Origin of the sequence: Streptosporangium sp. CA-135522 (assembly GCF_050949235.1) — a bacterium.
In the GTDB taxonomy this organism is placed as follows: domain Bacteria; phylum Actinomycetota; class Actinomycetes; order Streptosporangiales; family Streptosporangiaceae; genus Streptosporangium.
On the sequence record NZ_CP192026.1, the window covers coordinates 997,012 to 1,009,645 of the forward strand.

Genomic DNA, 12,634 nt, shown 5'->3' on the forward strand with positions numbered 1-12,634 from the left:
CGGATCAAATTCGAGGAGATGGCGACGGTGACCCGGCCAGACGAGTCCAGCGAGAAAACACTCTGCCCCGCCTGTCGGGGACGTGGGACCAAGCTGCGCAGCTCACGCCGTGCCCTTCTCGTCGGCGAGAGCAGCGATGATCCCGAGACACACGGAGAACAGGAATGTCTCGACTGCCTCGCAAGCGGCCGGGCCGAAGGGAACGCCAGATGAATCCGATCATGCGAACCGTTGCGGCCCACCTATACGAACAACAGCAGCAGAGTGAGGCCCTTCTCCTCACCCTCCTGCATGACGCGCTCCTGCCGCTCGGCGTCCGGGCTGAGCTGCGCGACAACGACACCGCGCTGATGGTCCATCGTCCACAGGTGGGACTGCCGGTGTGGGTGTTCGTCGGCTACGGTGGCGCCTTCTACTCCTGGCAGTCCGCCGAGAAGCGCCATCCGGTGAGCGACGTGCCGGGTGCGGCCCGGGTCCTGGCCGACTACGTCGGTCACTGAGACGGGCGCGGCGGGGAGGGTCCCCCGGTCAGGAGGGGTCCGGGGAGCGTCACCCCTGCCCCGTCGCGCCTTTCCTCTCCCGGCAGGCAGAGATGCTGATGCATGCGCCCACCCCCGGCGTGCGTCCTTTCCCCCGCTCTCTGCCTGCCGGGACTCTTGTCTTCTCCGATCTCCTGTCCCGACTCACGTGACAGGGTCGGCGTCTCCCGGCTCACCGTGGTCGCCGCCCTGCGCGTGCTACGCGATGAAGGCTGGATCGAGTCCCAGCAGGGCAAGGGCCGGTTCGTGCGCGGCCGCCCGGCGATGGCCTCGGCGAAACAGCCCCGTCCCGGACAGGCCTACCTGATCGCTCCGGAGACCACGTCGGCCGGTGAGGTTGTCGAAGCGGCAGCCGTAGCCGCATCCAACCGCATCGCCGCCCTGCTCAACCTCGCCCCGAAGATCAAGGTGTTCCTGCGCCGGCGACTCATCAGCCGCGACGGTGAACCCACCGAGATCGTCTCGGTGTGGGTGCCGCTGGCGCTGTCCGAGGGCGCCGACCTGACCAGCGCAGACCCGCTCCCGCAGGGCCTTCGCGACCACCTCCAGTCCCGTAAGGGTGTGCGGTTCGACCACGTCGTGGAACAGATCACCGCACGCATGCCCGCCACCGACGAGGCCAAGCAACTCGGCATGCCGAAGAACACACTGCTCCTGGCGGTCTATGGGGCGGTCCCGGACGCTTCCGGAACTGCCTTGGCCGTGGTGGAAGTGCTTCTCCCGGCAGACCGCCACGAGCGGGAAAACGCCTATCCCACTGCTTGAGTGTCTCTCATACTTCCGCTCCTCACACGCCAGGGCAGCCCGGCTCCCCATGGGGCGATTCCGCGCTGCTCCAGCTCCTCGAATCAGCGATCACGCTGAGAAACGGGCAGGCGGCTGCCGTACCAAGGACAGAAAGCGATGTCGATGGTCGAGGTTCCGCCGTCGTGGATGATCAGGCCGTACTCCTGGAACCTGGTGTCGAACCTTACGAGGATGTCCGGGCACTCAAACGGATCTTCATGATGGTCGCAGCGCCACGTCACCTAACGGGTCATCGACTCACAGCAGTGCTTGGCCATAAGGCAAGGTTCTCGCAGATGAGAGCTAATGGCACGGGAAGATCGAAGAGTCCAGAAAACAATCAAGGCCCGGGTCCGGAAACCATCCCTGACCTGGGCCTTTGGAGTGGAGCGGGTGACGGGAATCGAACCCGCGCTGTCAGCTTGGGAAGCTGATGTTCTGCCATTGAACTACACCCGCAGCGGTCTGCCGCGTCCACCACTGTAGCGGAAAGTTGCGCCGCTCTGGCCGTCCGCGGGGCGGAGTTTCTCGGTCTGCCCGGTGGCGTCGCGTTGGTAGGTTGCCTCACGTGCTGCTTTCCGATCGTGACATCGCCGCCGAGATCGAGTCCGGCAGGGTCAGACTCGACCCCTTCCAGCCGGAGATGATCCAACCCTCCAGCGTCGACGTGCGTCTGGACCGTTACTTCAGGGTCTTCGAGAACCACCGGTACCCCCACATCGACCCGGCGATCGAGCAGTCCGACCTCACGCGGCTGGTCGAGCCCGACGGCGACGAGCCGTTCATCCTGCATCCCGGGGAGTTCGTGCTGGCCAGCACTTACGAGGTCATCAGCCTTCCGGACGACATCGCCTCGCGGCTGGAGGGGAAGAGCTCGCTGGGGAGGCTCGGCCTGCTCACCCACTCCACCGCCGGCTTCATCGACCCCGGTTTCAGCGGGCATGTGACGCTGGAGCTCTCCAATGTCGCGACGCTGCCGATCAAGCTCTGGCCCGGCATGAAGATCGGCCAGCTGTGCATGTTCCGGCTCAGCTCGCCTGCCGAGCATCCGTACGGCTCGCAAAAGTACGGCTCGCGATACCAGGGGCAGCGGGGACCGACGCCGAGCCGTTCCTATCTGAACTTTCACCGCACTCAGATCTGAGAGGCCGGCCTTCGCGCGGGCGGGTCGCGTTGAGAGGCTTGTGGAGCCTCGGAAGGGATGGGGCGGGACCGCAAGTCGCCGCGGCGGTCGATGAGGCTCACAGGCCGTTGTGGTGCCCGGTGAGAGGCTCCGGCCCTGTTGTGGCCGCCGGGGCCTCTGGGGCGCCGGGGCGGAGGTGTAAGGCCCACCGTGACGGAAATCACCGTGGTGGTCCACATGTGGAGGGGTTCCCGGCGACGGCGGTGCGGAAAGCCGTCGTTACGGCCTGAGGCGGGCTCTGAAGTCCGGTGAGGGCGGGTGCCTGGAGGCCTCTTCGTCCTATGCCGGGGGTGGGGCCCATACGTGACCAGTTCCGGCATAAAATGACCAAAACCAGCAAAACGGTCATCGGAAAGATGCCGCCAAGGCTCCCTCAAGCCGAGTGTCGCCAGGTATACGCCGGGTAGCGACAACTGGAAGAGTAGGCGTCTAGCGGGTGAAGTTCGTATTTCCGCTGGTAACCCGTACCCTTCTCTGCGGACCATCCCCGCACATCTGGAGAACGACGTGCGCCTGCGTCTCACGCCTAGTGAGGACAGCTACTACGACTTGTTCGCCGACTCGGCGAACAACCTCGTCACAGCGTCCCGTCTGTTGGTAGAGATCATCAGCGACGGATCGGACAGGGAAGCCCTGGCCGACAAGATGCGCGCTTGCGAGCACACCGGTGACGAACGCACTCACGCGATCATGAACCGGCTCAACGAGAGCTTCATCACGCCCTTCGACCGCGAGGACATCTACCGTCTCGCCTCGAACCTGGACGACGTGATGGACTACATGGAGGCCGCCGCAGACCTCATCGTCCTGTATCAGATCGACCACCTGCCCAAGGAGGTCGTCCGTCAGGTCGAGGTTCTGGAGCGTGCCGCCGAGCTGACCGCCGAGGCCATGCCCCGGCTGCGCTCGATGAGGAACCTGAACGAGTTCTGGATCGAGATCAACCGGTTGGAGAACCAGGCCGACCAGGTTTATCGCCGCCTTCTCGCCAAGCTCTTCGGCGGGGAGTACGACGCGTTGACCGTCCTCAAGATGAAGGAGGTCATCGATCAGCTGGAGATGGCCGCCGACGCCTTCGAGCACGTGGCCAACACGATCGAGTCGATCGCGGTCAAGGAAAGCTAAGTGGACCTCACGCTCGTACTCGTCATCGGCGTGGTGGTCGTGGCGTTGGCGTTCGACTACACCAACGGCTTCCACGACGCCGCCAATGCGATCGCGACCTCGGTCTCGACGCGTGCGCTGACGCCGAGGGCCGCCCTGTTCATGGCCGCGGCGATGAACTTCCTGGGCGCGCATCTCGGCACGCAGGTGGCGGCGACCGTCGGTAAGGGCATCATCGACGCCCCGAAAGGCTCCCACGGTCTGGTGATCGTGGTGTCCGGCCTGATCGGTGCGATCACCTGGAACCTCGTCACCTGGTACTTCGGCCTTCCCTCCTCCAGCAGCCATGCGCTGATCGGTGGTCTGGTCGGTTCGGCGCTGGCCTCGTCGAGCGTCGTCCACTGGGGCGGCGTGGTGGACAAGGTCGTCATCCCGATGATCCTGTCCCCGGTGATCGGCTTCACCTTGGCCGCGATCATCATGATCGCGATCCTATGGGGTTTCCGCCATTCCCAGCCCGGGAAGACCAACCGGGGTTTCCGCCACGCGCAGACGGTTTCGGCCGCAGCCATGGCGCTCGGTCACGGCCTGCAGGACGCGCAGAAGACCATGGGAGTGATCTTCCTGGCGCTCGTGGTCGGGGGGTTCAAGAACGACGGAGACCCGATCCCGCAGTGGGTGATCCTCTCCGCCGCGACGGCCATCTCCCTCGGCACCTACGCGGGCGGCTGGCGGATCATGCGGACACTCGGCCGCCGGATCATCGCGCTCACCCCTCCGCAGGGGTTCGCCGCGGAGGCCGCCGCGGCGACGGTCCTCTACACCGCGGCCATCGGCTTCGGTGCCCCCATCTCCACCACGCACACGATCACCAGCGCGATCATGGGCGTGGGCGCCACCAAGCGCCTGTCGGCCGTGCGCTGGGGCGTCGCGGGCAACATCGTGACCGCCTGGGTTCTCACGATCCCGGCGGCCGCGCTCGTCGCCGCGCTGACCTACTACGGACTCCACTGGATGGTCGAGTAGTCACTCCGGAACGGCGAGAGCACCGCGCCACCGCGAACAGCGGAACGCCGGTCGGGACCTCCCGGCCGGCGTTCCGCCGTCTTCGGCCAGCACAACGGCGAGAGCACCGCGAGGACGTCGCCTCCGCCCCGGCGAGGACATCGTCTTCGCCCGGCGAGGCCGTCACCTTCGCCCGGCGAGGACATCGTTCCCGCCCCGGCGGAAACATCGTCCCCGTCCTCCGGTGCGAGCGTCATCTCCGCCGGGCGAATCTCATTTCCGGTACATGACGTCGACGTCCCACCGGGTGAATCCCAGCTTCTCGTAGAGGTGGATCGCCGGGGTGTTGCTCTCGTCCACATACAGCATGACCTGGGCGAGGCCGCGTGACCTCAGGTGGGACAGACCCGCCAGGGTGAGTGACTTGCCCAGCCCGCCTCCCTGCTCCGCGGGGTCCACGCCGACCACGTAGACCTCGCCGATCGGCTCGTGCGCGTGACCGCCGTCGCCGTGCACCTTGGTCCAGTGAAAACCCACCAGCCGCCCGCCGTCCGCGGCGGCCTCACTCACGACTCCGCCGCTCGTGACGCCGCCGTCCGCCCCGTCGCTCCCGGTCGGCCGTTCCGCCAGGAAGAAGCCCGCCGGGTCGAACCACGGCTCCTGCTCGCGTCGTTTCAGATCCTCCAGCGTCCACGATCCCTGCTCGGGGTGGTGGGCGAAGGCCTTGGCATTGAGCGCCACCCAGCCCTCCTGGTCGGAGGTCCCCGGCCGGAACGTGCGCAGCCGTACTCCGTCGGGCAGTTCGAAGCCGGGGATCGCCGCGAACAGCGAGCGGCGCATCTGCCACAGCGATCTGATCTTGGCGAATCCCGTCGACAGGGCGAGGGCCTCCGCCCCGGGATGCCCGCCGTGCGCCCACAGCCGCAGCCGTCCTCCCGTCCGTTCCAGTACGGCCTGCAGCAGGCGGTGCCCGTGGCCACGGCCGCGGAAGGCGGGATGGACCACCAACTCCCCGCTGGGCCCCTCGACCGGGTCGGTCGGGTCCACGTGCGCGTAGCCGGCCAGGTCGTCCCCGACGTACAGCAGCACGGCTCCCGCCCGCTCGTCGCCGCCGTAGCGCAGGTGCAGCATCACATGTTCGTTGAGCGGTCTGACTCCGTCGGCCTCGGTGGCGGCTTCGACCACCGTGAGGACGGCGGCCACCTCTCGCTCGTCAAGTCGTCCTCGATGTTCCACACGCGCGTCCATGTTCTGGACTCTAAGCCGGACCGCACGTCATCGGATCACCGGGTGCTGGCAAAAACCGCCATCTTCTCGTCAGGTGAATCGTTACCTCTCGGACATTCCCTGCATAGATCGCCGCCCTAATGTCGTGGTTCATGATGTCTCGTTCCTTCCAACGGTTGGCCTTGGCCGGCGCGCTCGCCGGGGCCGGGCTCCTGCTCGCGACAGGACCGGCCGAGGCGGGCAACAAGCCCCCCAAGACGGTGCCGGTCCGCCTGCTCGCCCTCAACGACTTCCACGGCAACCTGGAGCCGCCGACCGGTTCGTCCGGCCGCATGGTCGACGAGAACGGCGCCACGGTGGAGGCGGGCGGCGCCGCCTACATCGCCACGCACCTCAAGCAGCTGTCGGACAAGAACACGCTGAAAGTCGCCCAGGGCGACCTCATCGGCGCCACGCCGCTGATCTCCGCGGCCTACCACGACGAGCCGTCGGTCGAGTTCCTCGGCAAGGTCGGCGTCACCGCCTCGGCCGTGGGCAACCACGAGTTCGACGAGGGCTACTCCGAGCTCAGGCGCATCATGCGCGGAGGCTGCCACCCGGTGGACGGCTGCTCGCCCGCCGGTGAGTGGAAGGGCGCGGACTACACCTACCTCGGCGCCAACGTGATCTTCAAGCGGCCGAACGCCTCCGCCGAGAAGGACGCGCTCACCGCGTTCGGCGGCCAGGACACCGCCTCGCTGCGCGCGCTGCTGAAGGACTACGGCATCCCCGCGCTGCCCCCGGTCACCGTCCGCTGGATGAACGGCGTGCCGGTCGGCTTCATCGGCCTGGTCACCCAGAGCACCCCGAACATCGTCACCTCCGAGGGCATCAAGGACCTGGAGTTCATCGACGAGGTGAAGGCGGCCAACGTCGCCTCCAGGCTGCTCAAGCTGGTCGGCGTCAAGGCTCAGGTCGTGCTGGTGCACGAGGGCGACCAGGTCACCGCGGGCCAGTCGCCCGACGCCTGCAGCGCCCAGCCGGGCGCGGGCAACCGGATCGCCACCCAGGTGGACGCCGAGGTCGACATGATCCTCAGCGGTCACTCCCACCAGGCCTACCTGTGCACGGTGACCGACCCTCAGGGCGGCAAGCGCCTGTACAGCCAGGGCGGTTCGTTCGGCCGGGTGATCACCAAGGTCGACTTCCAGGTCGACGTCAGGACCCGCGACGTCGTGCGCTCCTCGGTCGTGGCCGACAACCAGGTCGTGACCCGGACCGTCACCCCGGACCCGGAGATCGCCGAGTTCGTCAAGACCTGGAAGGACCGCGTCGCGCCGGTGGCCAACAAGCCGATCGGCAGGATCACCGCGGATGTCACCAACACCGCGTCCGCGTCCGGCGAGTCCTCCCTGGGCAACCTCATCGCCGACGGCCAGCTCGCCGCCGCCAGGACCGGCGGCAACGCGCAGATCGCCCTGATGAACCCGGGCGGTGTCCGCGCGAGCCTGGCCTACGCGGGCTCGGCCGCCGGTGAGGGCGACGGCGTGGTGACCTACGGCGAGGCCTTCACCGTGCAGCCGTTCAACAACCTCCTGCAGGCGGTCACGCTCACCGGCGCCCAGCTCAAGACCGTGCTGGAGCAGCAGTTCACCGGCGGACCCAACGCCCAGCCCTTCACCAAGATCCTGCAGCCGTCGTCGAACCTCACCTACACCTACAGCACCGGCGCGCCGTGGGGCTCGAAGGTCTCCAACCTGAAGATCGACGGTGTCGGCGTGACCGACTCCCAGACCATCCGGGTCGCCGCCAACAACTTCCTCGTCGGCGGCGGTGACGCCTTCCTGGCGTTCAAGGACGGCGCGGACCTGTGGAGCGGCCCGCTCGACATCGACGCCTTCGCCGCCTACTTCGCGGCGAACCCGTCGATCACGCCTCCGGTTCCCGACCACATCACCGTCACCCCCTGACCCGACCCCGCCCAGCCGGAACCGGTCCTCGACCGGCTCGAAACGACAAGGCCCACCGGACGCATCCGGTGGGCCTTGCCCATGAACTCGGTTTGTACGGCCCGGCGTGACCCGCCGGGGGGCCGGCAGGGTCAGTGGCGGGCGGGCTCGCGCTCCTCGGCGGCCTCGTTGCCGCGCTCGGGGACGAAGCGGTAGCCGACGTTGCGCACGGTGCCGATCAGCGATTCGTACTCCGCGCCGAGCTTGGCGCGCAGTCGCCGGACGTGGACGTCCACGGTCCGGGTGCCGCCGAAGTAGTCGTAGCCCCAGACCTCCTGCAGAAGCTGGGCGCGGGTGAAGACCCGGCCGGGGTGCTGCGCCAGGTATTTCAGGAGCTCGAACTCCTTGAAGGTCAGGTCCAGTGCGCGGCCGCGGAGCCGGGCGGTGTAGGTGGCCTCGTCGATCGACAGGTCGCCGCTGCGGATCTCGTCGGGGACCTCTTCTGCGGCCGACAGGTTCAGCCGGCCCACGGCCAGCCGGAGCCTCGCCTCGACCTCGGCGGGGCCCGAGCTGTCGAGGATCACGTCGTCGGCGCCCCACTCGGCGGTCATTGCGGCCAGGCCGCCTTCGGTGACGATCACCAGGAGGGGGCAGGCGACGCCCGTGGTGCGCAGCAGCCGGCACAGGCTCTTCGCGTGGACGAGCTCGCGGCGTGCGTCGATCAGGATGGCGTCGGCCGGTGGCGCGTCGATCAGCGCGGATGCCTCCGCGGGCGCGACCCGGACCGAGTGCAGCAGCAGCCCCAACGCCGGGAGCACCTCGGTCGAGGGCTCAAGGGCGTTGGTGAGCAGCAGGAGATTGCTCACTATGCTCCCTTCCCGCGTCATGCCGGCGATAGCCGTACAAACACGTAAGGACCCGGGGGCTACGTCGCCCAGGTCCCGTAGTAGGTGAGGATAGCCCACGAGGCTGAAGCGTCCAGCGAGCGTCCACCTGGTGAACACCTGTTTCCCTCGTGGATTCACCGTAATGGCGTGGTAACCGTACGTGTGCGGGAAGGGGTTGATCTACAGATGGCAAGGGGCACGATCCGCTACTGGGCGGTGGCGAAGGATGCGGCAGGCGTCGCCGAGGAGGCTTTCGAGGCGGCGACGCTGGCCGAGCTCATAACGAAGATCACAGTGGGCCGTGACGAGCTGGCCCGTGTGGCGCGACGGTCGTCCTTCCTGGTGAACGGGGACCCGGTGGGGCGGCGGGCTCATGACGCGATAGCCCTCGCCGACGGGGCGACGGTCGAGGTGCTTCCCCCCTTCGCGGGGGGCTGACCGGTCCCTCGGAGGAGCAGCCTTTCCGGGGAGCGGCATCTCAGGGGAGCGGCATCCCAAGGGGAGCGGCATCTCAGGGGAGCGGCATCCCAAGGGGAGCGGCCTCTCGGGGAGCGGCATCTCAGGGGGAGCGGCTCTTCTCCGCGGGGCCGGCCGCCGTGAGCGGCGAGCCGGTGAAGCCGGTGAAGCCGGTGAAAGGGCGGCGGGAAACGCCCGATCCCGGGTAAGCGATGATTGGCGTGACGTTTTACACAATATTGCCGGGGGATGTGCTGCGATGGCACGCTGGCCGAATTCAAAAAACGAACAGGGGACCGGATGCGCAAGCTGGCCGCTTTTCTGATTCTGCTGCTCGTTCTCCTGGCGGTTCTGGACAGGGTCGCGGTCACCGGAGTGCAGCGGGAGATCGCCACGCGGGCCACCGCCAAATACGACCTCGACACCCCGCCCGAGGTGAAGATTCTCGGCATCCCCTTCCTGACCCAGGCGATCGCCGGGCGCTATGACGAGGTCAAGGTCGCCGCGGGCCCGATGAGCCTGGCCGGCGTCCGGCTGTCCAGCGTGGACTTCACCCTTTACGGGGTCACCGCGCCGCTGGACCAGCTGGTGCTCCATGCCGATCAGGTGAACATCCGCGCCGAGCGCGTGGCGGGCGTCGTGGTGGTTCCCCTGGAGACGCTGAACCAGCGGGCCCCGCGCGGGATCAAGGTCGAGGCCGACGGTGACGGCGAGGGTCTCAACGTCAACGGCGAGATCACCGTGCTGGGCCGGAAGGTGCCGGTGAAGGCCAAGATGAAGATCGGGCTGGACGACGGCGCGCTGCGGTTCGTCCCCGAGCAGGTCACGCTGGGCGGCGGTATCCCGGTGCCGCAGCCGGAGCGGTTCCTCTCCTACCGGGTTCCGATCAAGGACCTGCCGTTCGACCTCAAGGTGACCGGCGTGAAGACCGTGCCGGGAGGCGTCCAGGTCACCGGTGAGGCGTCTGACGTCCCTCTTCACGACTGAAGCCGTCCCATGTCCGAACCGATCCGCCCCGCCGTACGTCATGAGGATGTGAGTCAAGCCGGAACCGCCGACGAGCAGCTCGTCAGAGCCCTCTTCGACGAGCACGGCGGGCCACTCTACGGCTACGTTCTGCGGCTGACGGGTGACCCGGGGAGAGCGGAGGACGTCGTGCAGGAGACGCTGTTGCGGGCCTGGCGGCATCCTGACGTTCTCAGCGGGCGCCCCATCCGCGCGTGGCTGTTCACGGTGGCCCGCAACCTCGTCGTCGACCAGCACCGGGCGCGCAAGTCGCGTCCCCCGGAGACCGGGGACGAGGCCCTCTCCGTGCTGCCCGCTGACGACGAGCTCGAACGGGCCGTGGAGTCCTGGGCGGTCGCCGAGGCGCTGGCCACGTTGCGGCCCGAGCACCGCGAGGTGCTCGCCGAGGTCTACTACCAGGGGAAGTCGGTCAAAGAGGCCGCGGAGGCACTCGGCATCCCGGCGGGAACGGTGAAGTCGCGCACGTATTACGCCCTTCGGGCGCTCAAGCTGGCGCTGGAGGAGCGGGGGCTCGCGCCATGATGATGACGACATGTGACGAGGTCCGGATCTCCCTCGGCGCATACGCGCTCGGGGCGCTGGAGCCCGAGGAGTGCGTGTTCGTCGAGGCGCATCTCGCCGAGTGCGACGCCTGCCGGGCGGAGTTCGAGGAGCTGTCCGGGGTGGCCGCGTTCCTCGGCCGGGTCTCCGAGGCGGACGTGGCCCAGGTGTCCAGCCCGCCCCAGGCGGTGCTGGACCGGCTGCTCAGCGCCAGGGTCAAGCGGCGCCGGATGACCCGGGCGCTGCTCTCGCTGGCCGCCTCGGTCCTGCTGATCGGGCTCGGCGGGACCCTGTGGTCGACCACCCAGTCCACCCCGCCCGCCCAGGAGGCCACGACGGCCGCCGCCCCCCAGTCGAGCGCGGCGGACGACAGCGGCGGCGCCTTCCTGAAGGAGAAGGCCGTCCCCTCCGCGGGACCCGACTCCGAGGCCAGGCTCCTGCGTGAGAGCGCCGGCGAGCGGACGGCCGAGGGCGGCGACGCCCCCGTCCACGCCACGGTGACCGCGATACCGGGGGAGAAGGCGACCACGGTCAAGGTCATGCTCACCGGGGTCGCCAAGGGCACCCGCTGCCGGCTGGAGGTGGTCGGCGTCGACGGGAGCCGGGAGACGGCCGGGAACTGGATCGTCGACAGGGCCGCCTACGACAAGTCGGGCGCCTTCAACGGCACCACCACGCTCCCCCCGGGAAGCATCGCGAAGGCGGAGATCATGACCGCCCGAGGCCGGATGCTGGCCAGCGTCGACTTTCCCTGAGCTCCGCCCTCCTTCCGAGTTTCCCTGAGCTCCGCCCTCCTTCCGAGCGACGCGAGGGCGGCGCGGGGGTGGGGACGGGACGGGGACGGGACGGGGACGGGACGGGGAATGGCGTGACGCGGACACGTGTTGTCGTGCTCTGTGACCGGACTGACGGTGGTGCTCGTCACGCTCGCCGTGGCCACGCTGGTGGGCGTGGTGATGCGCCGGCGCGGCGGTGTGCCGCGCGAGGTGGGAGGCGACGTGGAGCGGCTGACATCCGGCGATCTTGAGGCCGCGCTGGGGGAGCGGGCCACACTCGTCCAGTTCTCCAGCGCCTTCTGCCAGCCCTGCCGGGCCACCCGCCGGGTCCTCGCCGAGGTGACGGAGATGGTGCCGGGAGTGGCGCACGTGGAGATCGACGCGGAGTCCCGCCTCGATCTGGTCCGGTCGCTGAACATCATGCGCACTCCGACCGTGCTGGTCCTCGACGCGTCAGGACGGGTTGTGAAACGCGCCTCCGGGCAGCCACGGAAGGTTGACGTGATCGGAGCCCTGGGCTCGGTCGTCGAGGAATGAGCGGCGCACCTTACCGCCGGTTGAGCAATCTTGTCTCAGGAATTGGACAGGGATGTGACAGATCCCGGAACGTCGGGGTAGTGTCATCGGCATGAACCCCACGACAGAGCTGCTGACGAAGCGGCGCGCGGTTGATTTCTGCCGCGTGACCACCGCGCTCTGTCGCGTTTCCTAAAGGGCGATCTCAAGCGGCCTTCGAGCCGCACCGATCTGCACAACCCTTCAGGAGCATCAAGCGATGCAGGCTGATCCCCGGGCTCTCCGCTTCGCGGCGGCCGTGACGACCATCGTTCTTGCGCTCGTCCTGGTCACAGGCAGCGCGTGGCTGCTGGCCGCGCAGGCAGCGGTGTTCGCTCTGAGCATCTTCCGGGCCTCGCCGTACGGGATGATTTTCAAAGGGATAGTGAAGAGCCCTCCCAAGGAGCTGGAGGAGGCCGCCCCGCCGCGCTTCGCGCAGGGGGTCGGACTCGTCTTCGCTCTGGTGGGCTTGATCGGATACATCACGCAGATCACGCCGTTGGCCCTCGGCGCCACCGCTGCGGCTCTCTTCGCCGCCTTCCTCAACGCAGCTTTCGGCTTCTGCCTCGGCTGCGAGATGTTTCTCATCATTCGCCGTTTACTGCCCGCCGCAAGATAATCC

16 protein-coding genes and 1 tRNA gene are annotated in these 12,634 nt (G+C 68.1%); 13 read left to right on the forward strand and 4 right to left on the reverse strand.

What is annotated here, in order from left to right:
- Window positions 1-221: 221 nt before the first annotated feature.
- Both ACQPYK_RS04915 and ACQPYK_RS04920 read left to right on the forward strand, forming a co-directional pair.
- Complete coding sequence (locus ACQPYK_RS04915) at window positions 222-500, forward strand: hypothetical protein (RefSeq protein ID WP_433250871.1); 279 nt, start codon at window positions 222-224, stop codon at window positions 498-500.
- A gap of 156 nt (window positions 501-656) precedes the next feature.
- The gene (locus ACQPYK_RS04920; RefSeq protein WP_433250874.1) at window positions 657-1,304 is read left to right on the forward strand and encodes a GntR family transcriptional regulator; all 648 of its coding nucleotides are present in this window, start codon (window positions 657-659) and stop codon (window positions 1,302-1,304) included.
- 83 nt (window positions 1,305-1,387) lie between these two features.
- On the opposite strand, the gene ACQPYK_RS04925 is transcribed toward ACQPYK_RS04920, so the two are convergent.
- Complete coding sequence (locus ACQPYK_RS04925; RefSeq protein ID WP_433250877.1) at window positions 1,388-1,567, reverse strand: DUF6980 family protein; 180 nt, start codon at window positions 1,565-1,567, stop codon at window positions 1,388-1,390.
- Between the two features lie 143 nt (window positions 1,568-1,710).
- Window positions 1,711-1,784 (reverse strand) — tRNA-Gly (locus tag ACQPYK_RS04930).
- A gap of 109 nt (window positions 1,785-1,893) precedes the next feature.
- Between ACQPYK_RS04930 and dcd the strand changes: the two genes are divergently transcribed.
- The 3 genes from dcd (at window position 1,894) to ACQPYK_RS04945 (ending at window position 4,638) form a co-directional block, all read left to right on the forward strand.
- Entirely contained in the window at window positions 1,894-2,469 is a 576-nt protein-coding gene (dcd, locus tag ACQPYK_RS04935; protein ID WP_433250880.1) for a dCTP deaminase, read from the forward strand.
- 546 nt (window positions 2,470-3,015) lie between these two features.
- A complete protein-coding gene (locus tag ACQPYK_RS04940) occupies window positions 3,016-3,633 on the forward strand; it encodes a DUF47 domain-containing protein (protein WP_433250882.1) in 618 nt (205 codons plus the stop codon).
- Window positions 3,634-4,638 (forward strand): anion permease, encoded by a 1,005-nt coding sequence (locus ACQPYK_RS04945; protein ID WP_433250885.1) that lies wholly within the window; start codon window positions 3,634-3,636, stop codon window positions 4,636-4,638.
- A gap of 252 nt (window positions 4,639-4,890) precedes the next feature.
- Here ACQPYK_RS04945 and mshD read toward each other — a convergent pair whose 3' ends face one another.
- Window positions 4,891-5,865: a mycothiol synthase gene (mshD, locus tag ACQPYK_RS04950; protein ID WP_433250888.1), complete on the reverse strand. Its 975-nt coding sequence runs from the start codon at window positions 5,863-5,865 to the stop codon at window positions 4,891-4,893.
- A 131-nt stretch (window positions 5,866-5,996) separates the two neighbouring features.
- Between mshD and ACQPYK_RS04955 the strand changes: the two genes are divergently transcribed.
- A complete protein-coding gene (locus ACQPYK_RS04955; protein WP_433250891.1) occupies window positions 5,997-7,793 on the forward strand; it encodes a bifunctional metallophosphatase/5'-nucleotidase in 1,797 nt (598 codons plus the stop codon).
- 131 nt (window positions 7,794-7,924) lie between these two features.
- Here the strand turns inward: ACQPYK_RS04955 and ACQPYK_RS04960 are convergent, their stop codons facing one another.
- Window positions 7,925-8,638, reverse strand: coding sequence for a response regulator transcription factor (locus ACQPYK_RS04960; protein ID WP_433250894.1), 714 nt, complete (start codon window positions 8,636-8,638; stop codon window positions 7,925-7,927).
- A 207-nt stretch (window positions 8,639-8,845) separates the two neighbouring features.
- Between ACQPYK_RS04960 and ACQPYK_RS04965 the strand changes: the two genes are divergently transcribed.
- The 7 genes from ACQPYK_RS04965 (at window position 8,846) to ACQPYK_RS04995 (ending at window position 12,631) form a co-directional block, all read left to right on the forward strand.
- Window positions 8,846-9,097 (forward strand): MoaD/ThiS family protein, encoded by a 252-nt coding sequence (locus tag ACQPYK_RS04965; RefSeq protein ID WP_433250897.1) that lies wholly within the window; start codon window positions 8,846-8,848, stop codon window positions 9,095-9,097.
- A gap of 318 nt (window positions 9,098-9,415) precedes the next feature.
- Complete coding sequence (locus ACQPYK_RS04970; protein ID WP_433250900.1) at window positions 9,416-10,102, forward strand: LmeA family phospholipid-binding protein; 687 nt, start codon at window positions 9,416-9,418, stop codon at window positions 10,100-10,102.
- A gap of 9 nt (window positions 10,103-10,111) precedes the next feature.
- Complete coding sequence (locus ACQPYK_RS04975; protein ID WP_433250903.1) at window positions 10,112-10,663, forward strand: sigma-70 family RNA polymerase sigma factor; 552 nt, start codon at window positions 10,112-10,114, stop codon at window positions 10,661-10,663.
- Entirely contained in the window at window positions 10,660-11,436 is a 777-nt protein-coding gene (locus ACQPYK_RS04980) for a zf-HC2 domain-containing protein (RefSeq protein WP_433250906.1), read from the forward strand. Before ACQPYK_RS04975 ends, ACQPYK_RS04980 begins: the two co-directional genes overlap by 4 nt.
- A 141-nt stretch (window positions 11,437-11,577) precedes the next feature.
- A complete protein-coding gene (locus ACQPYK_RS04985) occupies window positions 11,578-11,994 on the forward strand; it encodes a TlpA family protein disulfide reductase (RefSeq protein ID WP_433250909.1) in 417 nt (138 codons plus the stop codon).
- 91 nt (window positions 11,995-12,085) lie between these two features.
- The gene (locus ACQPYK_RS04990) at window positions 12,086-12,169 is read left to right on the forward strand and encodes a putative leader peptide (protein ID WP_362807785.1); all 84 of its coding nucleotides are present in this window, start codon (window positions 12,086-12,088) and stop codon (window positions 12,167-12,169) included.
- 63 nt (window positions 12,170-12,232) lie between these two features.
- Complete coding sequence (locus tag ACQPYK_RS04995) at window positions 12,233-12,631, forward strand: DUF4395 domain-containing protein (protein ID WP_433250912.1); 399 nt, start codon at window positions 12,233-12,235, stop codon at window positions 12,629-12,631.
- Window positions 12,632-12,634: the final 3 nt, after the last annotated feature.